Below are 16,565 nucleotides of genomic sequence, written 5' to 3' on the forward strand. Positions count from 1 at the left end.
CATCCGGCAGGGAAGATAGGAAGCGATATCCATGCAAGAGTCTGAGATGCACGAAGAACATGAAACGCTGCCAGAGGTCGAGGCATTGCTCGAGGCCATGACCGAAGAGCTCGAATTGCTGTTCGAGCGCCGTGAACTCGATCGTGAACGTCTGATTCCGGTCGGCATTCATACCGGCGGTGTCTGGGTCGCCCAGGCACTGCGTAAGCGGCTGGGGCTTGAGGAGCCCCTCGCGACACTGGATATCGGTTTCTGGCGCGACGACTTCGGCCACAAGGGCCTGCCGGATGGCGGCCAGGGATCACAGCTGCCGGATATCGAGAATCGCGATCTGCTGCTGGTGGACGATGTGCTGATGAGCGGGCGTACCGTGCGCGCGGCGCTCAATGAGCTGTTCGACTACGGCCGTCCGCGCCGCGTGCTGCTGGCCTGCCTGGTAGAGCTGCCAGGGCGTGAGCTACCGGTGCAGCCGGACGCCCTGGGAGCCAACCTGGCGCTGGCGCCCGGCAAGCGCATCAAGCTGGAGGGCCCCGACAACCTGCGCCTGACGCTGGTCGATACCACAGAGGTGACGGCATGAACCTGTTTGATCTCTCGCAGGCCAGCGCGGAGGTGCGGGCTGCCTCGCCGGCACAGGTCCAGCTGGATGAGCAGGGTAGACTGCGCCACTTTCTGGATATCGAAGGCCTGCCGCGCAGCGTGCTGACCGAGATTCTCGACACCGCCGATCACTTCCGTGGCATCGGCGATGCCGAGGTCAAGAAGGTGCCGTTGCTGCGCGGGCGTACGGTGGCCAACCTGTTCTTCGAGAACTCGACCCGGACGCGTGCCACCTTCGAGCTGGCCGCCAAGCGTCTGTCGGCGGATGTGCTCAATCTGGACATCAAGACCTCGTCGGCCGCCAAGGGCGAGTCGCTGATGGACACCCTGGTCAATCTCGAGGCCATGCAGGCGGACGCCTTCGTGGTGCGTCATGGCGACTCCGGCGCGGCGCACTTCATCGCCAGCCAGATCACCCCGCATGTGGCGATCATCAATGCCGGCGATGGTCGCCATGCACACCCGACTCAGGCGATGCTCGACATGTTGACCATCCGCCGTCACAAGGGCGAGTTCGCCAATCTACGCGTCGCGATCGTCGGTGACATCCTGCATTCGCGCGTCGCTCGCTCGCAGATTCAGGCGCTCAATACGCTGGGCGCAGCGGAGGTGCGTGTGGTCGCGCCGCAGACGCTGCTGCCCATCGGGGTCGAGACGCTGGGATGTCAGGTCTTCACTGAGCTGTCAGCAGGGCTGAAGGATGTCGATGTCGTCATCATGCTGCGCCTGCAGAAGGAGCGCATGGATGGCGCACTGTTGCCCTCGGAATCGGAATACTACCGTCGCTATGGTCTGACCCGCGAAAGCCTGGCACACGCGCATCCTGACGCCGTGGTAATGCATCCGGGGCCGATCAACCGGGGTGTCGAGATCGAATCCGCCGTCGCGGATGGCCCGCGCTCGCTGATACTCGATCAGGTCACCAACGGTATCGCGGTGCGCATGGCGGTGCTGTCGATGGCGGTCTCCGGACAGATGAAGGCGCGCGCCGAGCGCAGGGGTGAACGTTCACGAGGAGCTGGCGCATGAAACGCAGCCTGATCAATGCACGGGTGATCGACCCGACCAACGGCCGCGATGGCCAGTACGACCTGCATCTCGATGGCGGCCGTCTGATCGCGATCGGCGAAGCACCGGCGGATTTCAGTGCCGAGCAGCGTGATGAGCTGGCGGGCAAGCTGGTCACGCCGGCCTTCATCGATCTTGGCGCGCACCTGCGCGACCCGGGCCCGCGCTACAAGGGCAGCCTGGTCAGTGAGTCGGCCGCCGCTCTGGCGGGTGGTTACGCGACCATCCTGCCGCGCCCCGACACCAGCCCGGTGCTCGACAGCGCCTCGCATATTCGTACGCTGCTGGACCGCGCGCGTGATGTGGCGGGGGTGCGTCTTGCGCCCTTGGGAGCGCTGACGCAGGGGCTGGAAGGTGAGCTGCTTGCCAATATGGCCGCGCTCAAATCCGCAGGCTGTGTGGCACTGACCAACCTGCGCCAGCCGATACGCGATCTCGGTGTACTGCGGCGTTGTCTGGAATACGCGCGGACCTTTGATATCACCGTCGTGTTCCAGGCCCAGGAGGCCGCCTTGGCCGGGCAGGGCTGCGCCCATGAGGGCGCCATAGCCTCGCGTCTCGGGCTGGCCGGCATCCCGGAATCTGCCGAAACGGTCGCTCTGACCCAGTGGCTGCTGTTGATCGAGCAGACCGGCGTGCGGGCGCATGTGTCGCTGCTCTCCAGCGCACGGGCCGTCGAGCTGGTACGTGATGCCAAGGCCAGAGGGCTGGATATCAGTGCGGATGTGTCGATGGCGCAATTGCACTGGACCGATGAGCAACTGGAAGGCTTCAATGCCAACTTCCATCTGGAGCCGCCACTGCGTAGCGCGGCAGACCGGGATGCGCTGCGGGCCGGTGTGATCGATGGCACCATCGATGCCATCGTCAGTGATCATCTGCCCCATGAAGCCGCTGCCAAGAGCGCACCCTTCGCAGTATCCGAGCCCGGCATGACCAGCCTGGAAACCATGCTGCCGCTGGGGCTGGCGCTGGTGAAGGCCGAGCTGCTCAGCCTGCCTCGCCTGATCGAGACATTGACGTTCAGTGCCAGACGCTTCGGGCTCAAGGGCGGCATGCTGAAAGTGGGTGAGTACTGTGATCTGGCGGTGATCGATATGGAGCAGGAATGGCATGTCTCAAGCGAGACGCTGGTCAGTGCCGGCCATAACACACCACTGCTTGGCATGCTGTTGAAGGGTCGCGTCGAGGAAGTGCTGCTGGGCGATACCTGCTACGTCTAAGCAGTGTTTCACGTGGAACATGATGCTTGAGATATCTGGCTCAAGCTCGCCAACAGGCTGATATAAAAGCAATTCCTGGATGGTGTGTGGTGAGGATTGGCTGCTTTATCGTAAAGCAGCCAATTTCTTTACCAGCCTATGCCGCAGAGTGACACCGCTGGGCTGCGCTTATTGCTGCTGGTTGATGTTTCACGTGGAACATAGGCCGCAGCGCCATAAGGCGACTATGGCAATCGCGAGCCGAGGCTGGCCAGGCACGCTGAAAAAGAGACATGAATAACAAGGAGAGACAACCATGCCGATGATTCGTGCGGAATTTCTGACTGGCAAGACACAGGAACAGAAGCGAGAGCTGGTGGAGGCGTTGACGCGCGAGACGGCTCGCGTGCTGGGCGTGCGTGAGCAGTCCGTCTGGGTGGTGCTGCAGGAAGTGGAGCCGGAAAACTGGGCCGTCGCTGGTACGCCATTGTCAGAGCGGTGAGAGAAAATTTTCAATCGGGCGCTTTTTTCATCTATTTGATTCAAAAGGTGTTTTGCGAGGAATAAAGATGTTCCACGTGAAACACACCCTTGGTCCTGGTCGGCAGTGTCAGAGTATGGGAAGTCGGCTGATGGATGGCAGAGGCATGAAGGAGGGGAGTGGGAAGCAAGACACGCGAAGAGCCAACGCGCCTGATAATCCGCAACGAAAAAACGCCGCAGCCATTTCTGGCTGCGGCGTTTTCATTTGCCTGCCCTCTGCTCCACGGCCATGAAGCAGAGCACGGACTCAGTTCTCGAAATCAGCTTCCGAGTAGAGAGTCCGGATACGCAGGGTATGGTCGACGGTCTTGAGCGCTTCGAGCGCTTTCTTGCCGTAGGCCTTGTCGACATCGATGACCACATAGCCGACCGTGTTGTTGGTCTGCAGGTACTGGCCAGAGATGTTGATACCTTCCTCGGACAGCACCTGGTTGATGCGTGACAGCACGCCCGGAACGTTGTCGTGGATATGCAGCAGACGATGCTTTTCCGGGTGCGCCGGCAGGGCGACTTCCGGGAAGTTGACCGAGCCGATGGTGGTGCCGTTGTCGGAGTAGGTCACCAGCTTCTCGGCGACTTCAACACCGATGTTCTCCTGGGCTTCCATGGTGGAGCCACCGACGTGCGGCGTCAGGATGACATTGTCAAACTCGCGCAGCGGAGACACGAACTCTTCGCCGTTGCCTTTCGGCTCTACCGGGAAGACATCGATGGCGGCGCCCAGCAGCTTGCCGCTGGAGAGGGCTTCGGCCAGGTCTTCGATGACGACGGTGGTGCCGCGTGCCGCATTGATGAAGACGCTGTTCTGCTTCATCAGCGCGAATTGCTGCTTGCCCATCATCCACTTGGTGGAGGGGATTTCCGGCACATGCAGCGTGACGATGTCAGCGCGTGCCAGCAGCTCTTCCAGGCTTGCCACCTGACGGGCATTGCCCATCCCGAGCTTGGTGACGGCATCGTAGTAGATGACGTCCAGGCCCAGGGATTCGCTGAGCACGGACAGCTGGGAGCCGATGCTGCCGTAGCCCACGATGCCCAGCGTCTTGCCGCGGACTTCATGGCTGTTCTTGGCGGATTTCATCCACTGGCCACGATGTGCCTTGGCGCTCTTCTCCGGTACGCCGCGCATCAGCATGATGGCTTCGGCCAGAACCAGCTCGGCGACCGAGCGAGTGTTGGAGTAGGGCGCGTTGAACACGGGGATACCGCGCTTCAGTGCGGCTTCCAGGTCAACCTGGTTGGTGCCGATGCAGAAGCAGCCGATGGCGGTGAGCTTCTCGGCAGCGGAGATCACGCGCTCGTTGAGCTGAGTGCGGGAACGAATGCCGATGAAGTGCACATCGCGGATCTTCTCGATCAGTTCTTCCTCGGCCAGCGAGGTCTGAAGCAGTTCGATGTTGGTGTAACCCGCGTTGAGGAAATTATCCACGGCGGATTGGTGGACACCCTCGAGCAATAGAATCTTGATCTTGCTCTTGTCCAGGGACGTCTTGGCCATTGTCGGATCAACCCTCTCGCCGGTCATGCCGGCGTTTCTGTTCGTTTGGTCTTTTTCATGACCTGCTGGCGTGTCACACCTCAAGAAAATGCCAGAGAAACAGCGGGGCGTGCTGTCAACAGGGGAGCAAAGAATATCACAGCCGACGGGGCCTCCGGATGAAATGTCCGCGTGCCGGGCATGAAAAATTCACAGCACAGCCGTTTGATGTGACTCTTGCTGCACGCGCAGGGGGTGGGCAGCGTCGTGAAGCCCTTCGGGTTATACTGGCGCTCCACACAGAGACACCGGGCCCGCCCGGTCGGATGAGCGAGAGCACCCATGGCCGAAAAGGAAGTGCCACAGGATTTCGCCGCCACCCTGGCCCGTCTTGAAGGGTTGGTGACGCGGCTCGAGGCTGGCGACATGTCGCTGGAAGCGTCACTGGGCGCTTTTGAAGAGGGCGTGAGTCTGGCGCGCGAGGCGCAGCAGCGGCTAGACAGCGCCGAGTTGCGCCTGCAGGCATTGGTGGAAGGCCCGGAGGGAGCGCTGACGCCCACGGCGTTTACGGCGCCCGATGCCGCAGGCAGCATGGCGGGTGACGCGGACGAGGAGAAGGACTGGTGATGTCAGGTGGATTGAATACGCAAGTCACGCCGACTGCATCGCAGGCCAGCGAGCTGATCCGCTCTGGACAGGCCCGCAGTGAGGCCGTGCTTGAGGCGTTGTTGACACCCGGCAGTGCGGCGGTGAGTGAGCGTCTCGAGGACGCCATGCGCTACAGCGTGCTGGGTGGCGGCAAGCGTCTGCGCCCCGTGCTGCTGTATGCGGTGGGGCGTGCCCTGGGTTGCGATGAAGAGGCTGCTAACAGCGCTGCGCTGGACGCGGCGGCAGCAGCGCTCGAATTGGTGCATGCCTATTCGCTGGTCCATGATGACCTGCCGGCCATGGACGATGACGATCTGCGGCGTGGCCGTCCCACCGTGCATCGCGCCTTTGATGAGGCGACTGCCATTCTCGCGGGCGATGCCCTGTTGACGCTCTCCTTCGAAGTGATGGCGACGACCGGCCATGTACGCACCCCTGCCCTGGTGCGTACCCTGGCCGAGGCCTCCGGGCGGCGCGGCATGGTGGCCGGTCAGGCGCTGGATCTCGAGGCGGTCGGGCAGTTCCGCGAGGTAGAGGCGCTGTCACGCATGCATGCCTACAAGACCGGCGCACTGATTCGCGCCGCGGTCCGTCTGGGCGGATTGGTGGCAGTCGACGAGCAGGATTCGCGTCTTGCTGCCCTGGAGCGCTACGCTTCGGCTATCGGCCTGGCCTTCCAGATCCAGGATGACATTCTGGACGTGACGGGCGACACCGCAACGCTTGGCAAGACGGCCGGTGCTGACGCTGCGCGCGACAAGCCGACCTATCCCTCGCTGCTTGGACTCGAAGGTGCTCAAGAGCGAGCAGGTCAGCTACTGCAAGAGGCCCTGGATGCCCTGGCACCGTTGGGAGAGGCCGCAGAGCCACTCGCGGTGCTGGCGCGCTACATGATCGAGCGAGACCACTGATTCCTGACGCCTATGAAGCTGTTTGACGAGATACCTCAGGCGCGCCCCGCGACGCCACTGCTCGATGCGGTCGAGACACCTCAAGCGCTGCGCGCCATGAGCGCGGCACAGCTGCGCCAATTGGCTGACGAACTGCGCGCCTACCTGTTGTACAGCGTCGGCTGTACCGGCGGGCACTTCGGTGCCGGGCTCGGTGTGGTCGAGCTGACCGTGGCGCTCCATCATGCGCTGGAAACGCCCCATGACCGTCTGGTGTGGGACGTGGGTCATCAGGCCTATCCGCACAAGATTCTGACCGGCCGTCGTGAAGCCATGTACAGCATGCGCCAGTACAATGGCCTGTCTGCCTTCCCCAAGCGTGCCGAGAGCGAGTTCGACACCTTCGGGGTGGGCCATTCCAGCACCTCGATCAGTGCGGCGCTGGGCATGGCGCTCGGCGCCCGCACGGCGGGTGAGTCACGGCGTGCCTGTGCGGTGATCGGCGATGGTGCCCTGACGGCTGGCATGGCGTTCGAGGCGCTGGCGCATGCCGGGCACGTGAAGGCCAATATGCTGGTCGTGCTCAACGACAACGAGATGTCGATCTCCGAGAATGTCGGCGGCCTGGCAAGTTACCTGGCACGTATTCTGGCCAGCAAGCCGTATACCCAGATGCGTGCCAACGGCAAGCGACTGCTGTCGCCCTTGCCGGGCGCGCTGGAGCTTGCCAAGCGTACCGAAGAGCACATGAAGGGCTTCATCAGCCCGGCGACACTGTTCGAGGAGATGGGTTTCAACTACATCGGCCCCATCGACGGCCATGACCTGCCGGCGCTGGTGCAGACGTTGCGCAACATGCGTGATCTGGATGGCCCGCAGTTCCTGCATGTGGTGACGCGCAAGGGCAAGGGCTTCCTGCCGGCGGAGCGTGACCCGATCGGCTATCACGCCATCACCAAGCTCGAGAAGGCCGCGCCCCAGGCAGCCGAGCAGGCGCCTGCCGTCACCGACGCGCCGGCTCCCAAGCCGCAGAAATACTGCAGTGTCTTCGGCAACTGGCTGTGTGATGCCGCTAGCGCTGATGCGCGCGTCATCGGCATCACGCCGGCCATGCGGGAAGGCTCGGATCTGGTACGTTTCTCGAAGGAATATCCTGATCGCTACTACGATGTCGCCATCGCGGAGCAGCACGCGGTGACAGTGGCAGCGGGCATGGCCTGTGAGGGCATGAAGCCGGTGGTGGCGATCTATTCCACCTTCCTGCAGCGTGGCTATGATCAGCTGATCCACGATGTTGCGGTGCAGAAACTGGACGTGACCTTTGCCATCGATCGTGCCGGTCTGGTCGGCGAGGACGGCCCGACGCATCACGGCAGCCTGGACATGTCCTTCCTGCGCTGTGTGCCGGAGCTGGTGCTGATGGCGCCGGCCGATGAAGCTGAGTGCCGTGGCATGCTGAGCGCGGCACTGGCGCATCCCGGGCCGGCCGCGGTGCGCTATCCGCGCGGTACCGGGCCGGGGGTGGCCACCGATGCCGACCTGACGCCAATGGCCATCGGCCAGGGGGAATACCGTCGTCGTATCAGTGGCAGCCCCGAGGTGCGTGTCGCCATCGTCGCCGTGGGCAGCATGAATACGCCGGTGGCCGAGGTCGCCGAGGCGCTGGACGCGACCCACTTCAACCTGCGCTCCATCAAGCCGCTGGACCGTGAGGCATTGCTCGAGATCGCCGCGGAGCACGACCTGGTCGTGACCGTCGAAGAGAATGCCATCGCGGGTGGCGCGGGAGCCGGCGTGGCCGAGCTCTACCTGAACGCGGGACTGGCCCAGCCCATGCTGCTGCTGGGGCTGCCGGATGGCTTCGTCGAGCATGGCAAGCCGGTCGAGCTGCTGCGTGATTGCGGTCTGGATGCCGCCGGCATTCGCGCCAGTATCGAGGCTCGCCTCGCCAGCTGATCCTGGTGGCATGCAATACCGAAACGCCTGTGGATGACTCGAGCGTTCGAGTTGTCCACAGGCGTTTTTCGTTGCGTGACTGCCTGCGCCGAGACGGCGAAGGATGCATGGAATCTCCGCGACTTCCCGCCCATGCTGGATGACCATCAAGCCCTATGCTCAAGCAGCCAGGGCCTGGCCGGCGCGAAAGCCGTCACCTGCGCCAGTCACCACCGCAACGCCACGGAGTGCGCCCGACCATGTTGACTCTCTACAGCTACCCGAATTCCCGCTCGCTGCGGGTCGCCTGGACACTCGAGGAACTGGGACTCGAATACCGGATTCATGGTCTGGATCTGAAGGCCGGTGAGGGGTACAGCCCTGAATACCTGGCCATTCATCCCGATGGCAAGGCGCCAGCCCTGGTGGATGGTGAGCTGGTCCTGTTCGAGTCCAGCGCCATCTGCCGCTACCTGGCAGCGCGAGAAGGGCGACTGCTGCCACAATCGCTGGCTGGACAGGCACAGATGGATCAATGGCTCAGTTTCCTCACCACCGAGCTTGAGCAGCCGCTGTGGACATTGGCCAAGCACACCTTCGCGCTGCCGGTGGACCAACGCTGTGATGCCATCAAGCAGACAGCCCAATGGGAATTCCAGCGTGCTCTCAAGGCACTTCAGCGCCGCTTCGGTGGTCAGGGTTGGCTGGTGGCCGATGAATTCAGTGTCGCCGATATCTTCCTCGCCCAGACCCTCAGCTGGGCGCAGATGGCCGGGCAACCTCTGCCGGCCGTGCTTGAGCAGTGGGGCGAAGAGGTGCGGGCGCGTCCGGCCTGCGAGCGGGCCCGTCAGCGAGAGCAACAGGCCGCCGAGGAGCGTCAGCAGCACTGAGCCCTGTTGCCAGAACTGATGTCGAAAGCCGTCATGGAACGCCGCCACAGGCCAAGCTGACGGGCTGATCTGTCCTGCATGTCCTGCAATGAAGCCATGAGAGCGCTCTGAGAGCGAGTACACGCTACGAGGCGCCATCCTGATATCAGGGTGGCGCCTTTTGCGTTTCTGGGCCTTGGAGGCGCTTGCAGGATGCCTGGCGAGGTTGAGAGGTCGCCTTGCGCGTTCAGCGACGTCAGCCGCCCGGGGGCACCCCTGGCTGTCTGGTGACGGCTGACTCAGGTCGGCTCGAGGCAGTCAGTTCGAGTCAGGTCAGTTCGAGACAGTGCGGTGCGCCAGGGCGGCGCGAGGCAAGCCATCGATCGAGGATGGGTTTCAGCCATCAGGCGCTGAATGATGCGCTGTTTATTCTTTTTTGTATCTATTAATGATTCGATGATTGGCCTATTTCGTCATGATGGTCAACTATTGATCGTTATGAGGGATTAGGCAGCACTCATGCGATATGAGCGGCGACATATCCGATGAAAATCATGGGGTTGAGAGGTTTATTAGATTTTCATGACATGCAATCGATCAATTCGAGATCAGTGATCGTATATTGTCTATTTTTCGCATCATTTATTGATTCGATATATGGTTTATTGCGGATCTTTTTGATAGGATGTTGATGAAAACCTCAATGGGAGTAACAACTTATGTGGATCTGGCAGCAGCCTGACTGGCCACGAGGTCGGTTGGAGGTCATGCCCTTGATGGGGCAGTTGGCGGCGACCCAGGCGGTGATGTCGCCGCTGGTCGCTCAGGGGCAGAATCTCTATCCCCGACAACGCCTGCGTCTCGAGGCGACGCTCCTCAGCGAAGAGATGGAAGCCAGTGCCCAGCTGTCCGGTGTGGTGCTCGGGCGGGCGGCGTTGCGTGATGCGCTGTATCAGGCGCTGGGGCTGGAGTCCGGCCATCAGGAGTCACCGCGCGGACCGGCGCCTGGTGTCGAAGTCTTCGTGGATGTGACGCTGGAAGTCGTGCGCACGGCATTTCAGCCGCTGACCCGCCAACAGGTGCTCGAGTGGCATCGGCGTCTGGGGCCTTTCCTGCCGCGTAGTAGTGGTCAGCCACTCGGTACATGGCGCGAGGCGCGCTACGAAGCGGTCAGCGGTCGTTACGGTCTCAAGCGCTTGCGTTATCGCGCTCCGGCGGAGAACCCCGATGCGCTGGACCGGGAGCTGGATGTCTTCTGGCAGCGTCTGGCGACGGAAGAACCGGATGTGGATAACTCAGGAGTATTGAATGCCCTGCAGCTGCATGCGCACTGGCAGGCGCTCGCACCGCTGGCCTTGGGCAACGGCTTGATCGGGCGCTTGCTGCTGATGCGTTGGCTGACACGAATCGATGCCCTGGCCGCGTTGCAGCAGCAGGGCGAGTTTGTCGGCAAGGTCGCCGAGCGCTGGGAGCCGGAAGCGCTGGAGCAACTCTGCTGGCGCCGCCAGGCGCTGTTCTCGGTGGTGATCGAGCATCAGGATGAATTGCGCGAGCTGGAGCAGCGTTATCTCGGCAAGCCTCAGACCTCTGCCAGCGGCCATCAGCTGCCGCCGCAGCTGGACCGCGCGCTCAATGGTGAGGTGGAGGATGCAGCGCCCGGTGACATGAATGTCTGGGCCGAGTGGTGGCTTTTGCGCCTGCGCGACGCCGGTCGTCGGACGGCCTTCCATTACCAGCGCGTCCAGCGCGCCGAGCGTCTGTGGCTGGAGCACGCGCGTACGCCGCTGAATGCCCGCCAGCGCGAGCTGGTACTGACATTGTTGGAGCGAGATGACGAAGAGGGCGTGGGTCGCGCCGAATACCGAGCCCTGGTTGATACCTCCGACCCTACCGCCGCCCGCGATCTCGCCGATCTGACCGCCAAGCAGGTACTGGAAAGTTACGGTGTCGGGCGCGGAACCCGGTATCGCTTGCCGGTCTTCGTTCCTCAGGAAGATAGCGCCACAGGGAAATAGCTCTTCAAGAAAATAGCGCCTCAAGGAAACAGTGCTGTGAGGGATGAGTCTTGAAGGGTCAAAAAATCGCGAAAAAAAGCGGGGAGGGTCATGACGACCCTCCCCGCTTTTTTGAGGTGGCTTGCCCGTGTTCTCAGTGCCGTGTTCTCAAACCTGTGCTTTCAAGCCGATGTGCTCAAGAGCGCTGGCCAGCGTGGCGGCCCCCGACTACGTCACACGGAATACGGCAGCACTGCGGTATAGATGGCAAAGAAGTGGCAGGTACTGCCACCAAGCACGAACAGGTGCCATATGGCGTGGTGATAGCGCAGGCGCGTCATCAGAAAGAAGATCACGCCCAGGGTATAGGTGATGCCGCCGGCGACCAGCAGGACGAGCCCCGTCTCGGAGAGCTTCTCGACCAGCATCGGTGAGGCGAACACGATCAACCAGCCCATCAGCAGATAGACGCTCACGCGCAGGGCGCTGAAGCGTTCAGGCCAGCGCAGCTTGAGGAAGATGCCGCCCAGCGCGAGCGACCAGATGATGGCGAATAGCGTCCAGCCGGTCGGGCCGCGAAGATTGACCAGCAGGAATGGCGTATAGGTGCCGGCGATCAGTAGATAGATGGCACAGTGATCCAGCAGCTGGAAGGCATATTTCAGGCGTGGGTGACGGATACCGTGATAGAGCGTCGAGGCCGCATACAGCACCACCAGGGTCAGGCCGTAGAGGCTGACGCTGACGATCTTCCAGGGGTCGACTTCGGCGGCGAGGCTGGCCATCACGATCAGCACGATCATGCCGACGAGGCCCATGACGGCGCCGATGCCGTGGCTGGCGCTGTGCAGCCATTCCTCCAGCCAGGTATAGAGAGCAGGCGTTGCGGAGGTGTCGCGTGAATCTGCGTCATCGGCAGGCGATGCGCTGGAAGAGGGTGATGCCTGAGGAGGTGTCGAGGCGGGCCGTGTTGACGAAGGCTGTGATGACTGAGGTTGCGATGAAGAAGGCTGTGATGATTCAGCCATTGAGTCTTTGCGCATGGCGGTGTCTCCGGCGCGGGTTCGACTCCAGCCTACTCCTGGCGGGTGACGTCGTCATGTCACGCTCGCTGTGCCAGCCAGTCATCTGCCTATAAAGGAAGGGGGAGCCAATCAGGCTCCCCCCGCGCGTGGCTACTCGCTGCGCTCGATATCTACGTCGCTTGCCTGGGTGAAATCATCCAGTGCCATCATGTGGCCCAGCTTGCCCGCCTTGGTCGAGAGATAGTGCTCGTTGTGCGGATTCAGGCCGGTGGTGATCGGCTGGCGCTCACTGATGGTGACACCATCACGGGTCAGGGCATCGACCTTGCGCGGGTTGTTGGTCATCAGCTTGAGCGTGCTGACGCCGAGATGCTCCAGCATCGGCACACAGATATCATAGCGGCGCATGTCAGCCCCGAAGCCGAGGCGCTCATTGGCCTCGACGGTATCGGCGCCGCCATCCTGCAGCTCATAGGCGCGAATCTTGTTGAGCAGACCGATACCGCGGCCCTCCTGGCGTAGATAGAGCAACACGCCGCGGCCTTCGGCGGCAATGCGCTTGAGCGCTTCCTGCAGCTGATAGCCGCAGTCACAGCGCATCGAGAAGAGGGCGTCGCCGGTCAGGCACTCGGAATGCACGCGGCCCAGCACCGGCGCGCCGTCATCGATGTCGCCCAGGGTCAGGGCGATGTGGTCCTTGCCGGTGGTCTCATCCTCGAAACCGTGCATGGTGAAGGTCGCCCAGGGCGTTGGCAGCCGCGAGGCGGCGATGAATCGAATGGTCACTGTTCACCTCGAACGCCCGGACAATCGCCGGGCTGAAAAAGCGCGGGCATGCGGCAGTCCGGCAATGTCTCGATGAGTCGCTCGAGATACCTGCGGCCAGCATGCAGTCATGTGGCGAGTTTACCAGTCTGTGGCCGATGACTCATCGCTCTGTATGGAAAAGCGTTGTTGCCGCCACCACCACAATGGCCGGATGACGCCAGCAAAGGGACTATAAGGTGGGGCGATTTGCCAATGTATTTGTTGCATCACCACGATGGGCGGGATTTTTCTCAGGCTCTGATAGAATGCCGAGACATTCCCCGAGCTGATGTGTGATTCCGATGACCTTGAAGAATGATCGCTTCCTGCGCGCGCTGGCCCGTCAGCCGGTCGACCGTACTCCCGTCTGGATGATGCGCCAGGCTGGCCGCTATCTGCCGGAATATCGCGAAGTCCGTGGTCAGGCCGGTGGCTTCATGGACCTGTGCATGGACACCGCGCGTGCCTGCGAGGTGACGCTGCAGCCGCTGGAGCGCTTCCCGCTGGATGCCGCCATCCTGTTCTCCGACATCCTGACCATCCCGGATGCCATGGGGCTGGGCCTTTACTTCGAGACTGGCGAAGGCCCGAAATTCCGCAAGACAGTGCGGACTGCCGAGGAAATCGCGGCGCTGAGCGTGCCGAATGTCGAGCGTGATCTCGACTACGTCATGCGTGCCGTGTCCACCATCCGCCGTGAGCTGAACGGTCGCGTGCCGCTGATCGGTTTCTCCGGCAGCCCGTGGACACTGGCTACCTATATGGTCGAGGGCGGTTCCAGCAAGGACTTCCGTCACGTGAAGGGCCTGATGTATTCCAATCCGGAAGCCATGCATCAGCTGCTCGACACCCTGGCGCAGGCCGTTACCGACTACCTGAATGCCCAGATTGCTGCGGGTGCTCAGGCGGTGCAGATCTTCGATACCTGGGGCGGCACCCTGTCCACGCCGGCCTACCTCGAGTTCTCGCTGCGCTACATGGAGCAGATCGTCGCCGGCCTCAAGCCGGACAGCGAAGGCAACCGTGTGCCGGTGATCCTGTTCACCAAGAATGGTGGCCAATGGCTCGAGCACATCGCCGCCACCGGCTGTGATGCCGTCGGCCTCGACTGGACCACCGAGATGTCCAATGCGCGTGAGCGTGTCGGCCACCGTGTGGCCCTGCAGGGCAACCTGGACCCGAATGCGCTGTTCGGTACGCCGGCCGCCATTCGTGCCGAAGTCGGGCGTATCCTCGACAGCTACGGCCAGGGGCCGGGCCATATCTTCAATCTGGGTCACGGCATCAGCCAGTTCACCGACCCGGGTAACGTCAATGCCCTGATGGATGCGCTGCACGAGCTGAGCCCGGCCTACCATCAGGATGACGCCGCCAATGCGACACCGGTTGCCCGCGGTTGATGGGGATGCCCTTAATGGTCTTTTCTGCTGTCACCCCTGTAGCTGCCTGTAGAAGGTGGCAAGCAGCAGGGCTGCCAGCAGAAGGGCGCCGGGCAGTGCACCCGGCGCCATGGCAGGCCGGGCACCGCGATGGCCGCAAAGCGGGGGCGTCAGCGTGACGCCGGTCGAGCAGCGTCTCATCCCGCGCCGCGGTTGGGCCCTCGTGGCGCTGCTGTGTCTGTTGCTGATCCTGTTCGGCACGCTCTCCCCGGGCGTGCCGCATCCGGAGCAGACCTTCCCCTGGGACAAGCTGCAGCATTTCTCTGCCTTCGCGTTGCTGGCGCTGACTACGCGGCTGGCGGGCTTGACCAGCTTGATCATCCTGCCGGTCCTGCTGCTGCTGGGCGTCGCCATCGAATGTCTGCAGCTGGCGATCCCCTATCGCGGCGCTGAAGTACTGGATGCGCTGGCGGACCTCGCCGGCATCCTCATCGGGCTGGGAGTGTTTCAGGGCGTCAGGCTGATTCTCCATCTGGCCCGCCTCGGCCCGGCCTCTCGCTGAGCCTCTCCCCCGGGCCGCGTGTCACCGATACGCGGCCTGACTGAAATTGTCATGCATCAACACTTTCCACTCCGCCCGTCTTTGGCTATGGTGCAGCGCCTGCGCCATGTTGGCGCTTGCCCGGCATGTAACGCATCACGACACGTGATCGTCATGCGGGCCGTGAACTGCCGGCTTGATGCTGGCGCAGTGCTGGTTGGCGCAATTTCCGATGGCCATCGTGCCGTCTCTATCCATACCTTGATATCCCGTCTGTGATATCCAATGCGAGGGTCCCCCATGACCGAACGTCTCGATGGCTCCTGGTTTACCGAAATCTTCGATCGCCACGGCAGCGCCTTCTCGCTCAAGGTCAGCCACAAGCTGCATGACGAGCAGACTCCTTATCAGCATCTCGAAGTCTATGCCACCGAGACCTACGGCAATCTGATGGTGCTGGACGGCTGCGTGATGCTGACTGACCGTGACAACTTCCTCTATCACGAGATGATGTCGCATCCGGCGCTGTTCGCTCATGCAGACCCCAAGCGTGTCGTCATCATCGGCGGTGGCGATTGCGGGACCCTGCGTGAGGTGCTCAAGCACCCGGGCGTGGAGAAGGTCACCCAGATCGATATCGATCCGGCGGTCACGCGTGCCTCCGAGCAATTCTTCCCGGCGCTGGTCGAGTCCAATGACGACCCGCGCGCCGAGCTGCTGTTCGAGGATGGCGTCAAGTGGGTCGACAACTGCCCGGACGAGAGCATCGATGTGCTGATCGTCGATTCCACCGATCCGGTCGGCCCGGCGGAAGGTCTGTTCAAGACCGACTTCCTCAAGCGTTGCCATCGTATCCTCAAGCAGGGCGGCCTGATGGTGCAGCAGAGCGAGTCTCCGCTCTATCACACCGATTCCATCATCAAGGACCTGCGCAACGACATGGGCGAAGCGGGCTTTGATAGCGTCGCGACCCTGCCGTTCCCGCAGCCGGTGTATCCGTCCGGCTGGTGGAGCTGCACCCTGGCGGGCAAGGGCTGTGATGTGAAGTCCTTCCGCGAGGAAGACGCCGCTGCCGCCACCTTCGCGCGTGACTTCTATACCGTCGAAGCCCATCGCGCCGCCCTGGTGCTACCGCCCTTCATGCAGCGCCTGCTGGAGAAGTGATCCGCATGCACCTTGCGGTGGCAAGCAAGCCCCATCAGGCACGAAAACGTGACTGATGGGATGAACAAGCGTTGAGTCAGACAGACCGAGACATTGGTCGCAATCTGACACTCGCGCTACATCGCTGCACCGCCAACGGCCGTTTCGCAATGAAACGGCCGTTTTTATTTTGCACCGATATGAGGCGAACTGGTCCCACCATGAGCCTAACTGAGCGCCATTCGTGCGGAATGATCCGCCGCCCCACCCCGAGGATTTGGCCTATATCACTGGGCTTCAATGCTTTTTTCAGCGTTGAACGCAGCGGATCACGCGACAGGCGGAAATTGGAACGCGGCTTGCTATTGTCGATAGGTGCCATGCAATGCATTGCACCACTTCTGACTCGAGGCTGATCGAGCGGACTCCAGACTTTCGCGAGGG

At 62.3% G+C, this 16,565-nt stretch carries 15 protein-coding genes; 12 read left to right on the forward strand and 3 right to left on the reverse strand.

Features of this window, described 5'->3' with window-relative positions:
* Positions 1-46: 46 nt before the first annotated feature.
* From pyrR to AC5WNI_RS00225, 4 genes are all read left to right on the forward strand, one after another.
* Positions 47-580, forward strand: coding sequence for a bifunctional pyr operon transcriptional regulator/uracil phosphoribosyltransferase PyrR (gene pyrR, locus AC5WNI_RS00210; protein ID WP_175088956.1), 534 nt, complete (start codon positions 47-49; stop codon positions 578-580).
* Positions 577-1,629, forward strand: a complete 1,053-nt coding sequence (locus tag AC5WNI_RS00215; protein WP_175088957.1) for an aspartate carbamoyltransferase catalytic subunit — start codon at positions 577-579, stop codon at positions 1,627-1,629. The genes pyrR and AC5WNI_RS00215 overlap by 4 nt, the downstream gene beginning before the upstream one ends.
* Entirely contained in the window at positions 1,626-2,891 is a 1,266-nt protein-coding gene (locus tag AC5WNI_RS00220) for a dihydroorotase (RefSeq protein ID WP_175088958.1), read from the forward strand. The genes AC5WNI_RS00215 and AC5WNI_RS00220 overlap by 4 nt, the downstream gene beginning before the upstream one ends.
* A 295-nt stretch (positions 2,892-3,186) precedes the next feature.
* Entirely contained in the window at positions 3,187-3,372 is a 186-nt protein-coding gene (locus AC5WNI_RS00225) for a tautomerase family protein (RefSeq protein ID WP_043331603.1), read from the forward strand.
* A gap of 288 nt (positions 3,373-3,660) precedes the next feature.
* On the opposite strand, the gene serA is transcribed toward AC5WNI_RS00225, so the two are convergent.
* Positions 3,661-4,911 (reverse strand): phosphoglycerate dehydrogenase, encoded by a 1,251-nt coding sequence (gene serA / locus AC5WNI_RS00230; protein ID WP_043331602.1) that lies wholly within the window; start codon positions 4,909-4,911, stop codon positions 3,661-3,663.
* 321 nt (positions 4,912-5,232) lie between these two features.
* Between serA and xseB the strand changes: the two genes are divergently transcribed.
* From xseB to AC5WNI_RS00255, 5 genes are all read left to right on the forward strand, one after another.
* Positions 5,233-5,517 carry an exodeoxyribonuclease VII small subunit gene (xseB, locus tag AC5WNI_RS00235; RefSeq protein WP_175088959.1) on the forward strand — a complete coding sequence of 95 codons (285 nt, stop codon included), beginning with the start codon at positions 5,233-5,235 and terminating at the stop codon, positions 5,515-5,517.
* A complete protein-coding gene (locus tag AC5WNI_RS00240) occupies positions 5,517-6,449 on the forward strand; it encodes a polyprenyl synthetase family protein (protein WP_487885833.1) in 933 nt (310 codons plus the stop codon). Before xseB ends, AC5WNI_RS00240 begins: the two co-directional genes overlap by 1 nt.
* A 12-nt stretch (positions 6,450-6,461) precedes the next feature.
* Positions 6,462-8,384 (forward strand): 1-deoxy-D-xylulose-5-phosphate synthase, encoded by a 1,923-nt coding sequence (gene dxs / locus AC5WNI_RS00245; protein ID WP_175088961.1) that lies wholly within the window; start codon positions 6,462-6,464, stop codon positions 8,382-8,384.
* A 239-nt stretch (positions 8,385-8,623) separates the two neighbouring features.
* Positions 8,624-9,253 carry a glutathione S-transferase family protein gene (locus AC5WNI_RS00250; protein WP_175088962.1) on the forward strand — a complete coding sequence of 210 codons (630 nt, stop codon included), beginning with the start codon at positions 8,624-8,626 and terminating at the stop codon, positions 9,251-9,253.
* Between the two features lie 698 nt (positions 9,254-9,951).
* On the forward strand, positions 9,952-11,247 hold the full coding sequence (locus AC5WNI_RS00255) for a DUF4172 domain-containing protein (RefSeq protein WP_282627856.1): 1,296 nt from the start codon (positions 9,952-9,954) through the stop codon (positions 11,245-11,247).
* Positions 11,248-11,459: 212 nt separating this feature from the next.
* Here AC5WNI_RS00255 and trhA read toward each other — a convergent pair whose 3' ends face one another.
* Together trhA and ribA are read right to left on the reverse strand one after the other, a co-directional pair.
* Positions 11,460-12,269, reverse strand: coding sequence for a PAQR family membrane homeostasis protein TrhA (gene trhA, locus AC5WNI_RS00260; protein ID WP_254627024.1), 810 nt, complete (start codon positions 12,267-12,269; stop codon positions 11,460-11,462).
* Between the two features lie 132 nt (positions 12,270-12,401).
* Positions 12,402-13,037 carry a GTP cyclohydrolase II gene (gene ribA, locus AC5WNI_RS00265; protein WP_043331593.1) on the reverse strand — a complete coding sequence of 212 codons (636 nt, stop codon included), beginning with the start codon at positions 13,035-13,037 and terminating at the stop codon, positions 12,402-12,404.
* Between the two features lie 323 nt (positions 13,038-13,360).
* Between ribA and hemE the strand changes: the two genes are divergently transcribed.
* From hemE to speE, 3 genes are all read left to right on the forward strand, one after another.
* Entirely contained in the window at positions 13,361-14,458 is a 1,098-nt protein-coding gene (gene hemE, locus AC5WNI_RS00270; protein ID WP_043331592.1) for a uroporphyrinogen decarboxylase, read from the forward strand.
* Positions 14,459-14,612: 154 nt separating this feature from the next.
* Positions 14,613-14,999 (forward strand): VanZ family protein, encoded by a 387-nt coding sequence (locus tag AC5WNI_RS00275; RefSeq protein ID WP_175088964.1) that lies wholly within the window; start codon positions 14,613-14,615, stop codon positions 14,997-14,999.
* Positions 15,000-15,278: 279 nt separating this feature from the next.
* Positions 15,279-16,142, forward strand: a complete 864-nt coding sequence (speE, locus tag AC5WNI_RS00280; RefSeq protein ID WP_175088965.1) for a polyamine aminopropyltransferase — start codon at positions 15,279-15,281, stop codon at positions 16,140-16,142.
* Positions 16,143-16,565: the final 423 nt, after the last annotated feature.

This window comes from Cobetia sp. PDI-12MA (genome assembly GCF_059507695.1).

Bases quoted from the DNA above. Each gene is read 5' to 3' on its own strand.
- AC5WNI_RS00240 (WP_487885833.1), top strand. From the start codon at position 5,517: ATGTCAGGTGGATTGAATACGCAAGTCACGCCGACTGCATCGCAGGCC.
- serA (WP_043331602.1), bottom strand. From the start codon at position 4,911: ATGGCCAAGACGTCCCTGGACAAGAGCAAGATCAAGATTCTATTGCTC.
- trhA (WP_254627024.1), bottom strand. From the start codon at position 12,269: ATGCGCAAAGACTCAATGGCTGAATCATCACAGCCTTCTTCATCGCAA.
- pyrR (WP_175088956.1), top strand. From the start codon at position 47: ATGCACGAAGAACATGAAACGCTGCCAGAGGTCGAGGCATTGCTCGAG.
- dxs (WP_175088961.1), top strand. From the start codon at position 6,462: ATGAAGCTGTTTGACGAGATACCTCAGGCGCGCCCCGCGACGCCACTG.
- AC5WNI_RS00255 (WP_282627856.1), top strand. From the start codon at position 9,952: ATGTGGATCTGGCAGCAGCCTGACTGGCCACGAGGTCGGTTGGAGGTC.
- xseB (WP_175088959.1), top strand. From the start codon at position 5,233: ATGGCCGAAAAGGAAGTGCCACAGGATTTCGCCGCCACCCTGGCCCGT.
- speE (WP_175088965.1), top strand. From the start codon at position 15,279: ATGACCGAACGTCTCGATGGCTCCTGGTTTACCGAAATCTTCGATCGC.
- AC5WNI_RS00225 (WP_043331603.1), top strand. From the start codon at position 3,187: ATGCCGATGATTCGTGCGGAATTTCTGACTGGCAAGACACAGGAACAG.
- AC5WNI_RS00250 (WP_175088962.1), top strand. From the start codon at position 8,624: ATGTTGACTCTCTACAGCTACCCGAATTCCCGCTCGCTGCGGGTCGCC.
- AC5WNI_RS00215 (WP_175088957.1), top strand. From the start codon at position 577: ATGAACCTGTTTGATCTCTCGCAGGCCAGCGCGGAGGTGCGGGCTGCC.
- AC5WNI_RS00220 (WP_175088958.1), top strand. From the start codon at position 1,626: ATGAAACGCAGCCTGATCAATGCACGGGTGATCGACCCGACCAACGGC.
- hemE (WP_043331592.1), top strand. From the start codon at position 13,361: ATGACCTTGAAGAATGATCGCTTCCTGCGCGCGCTGGCCCGTCAGCCG.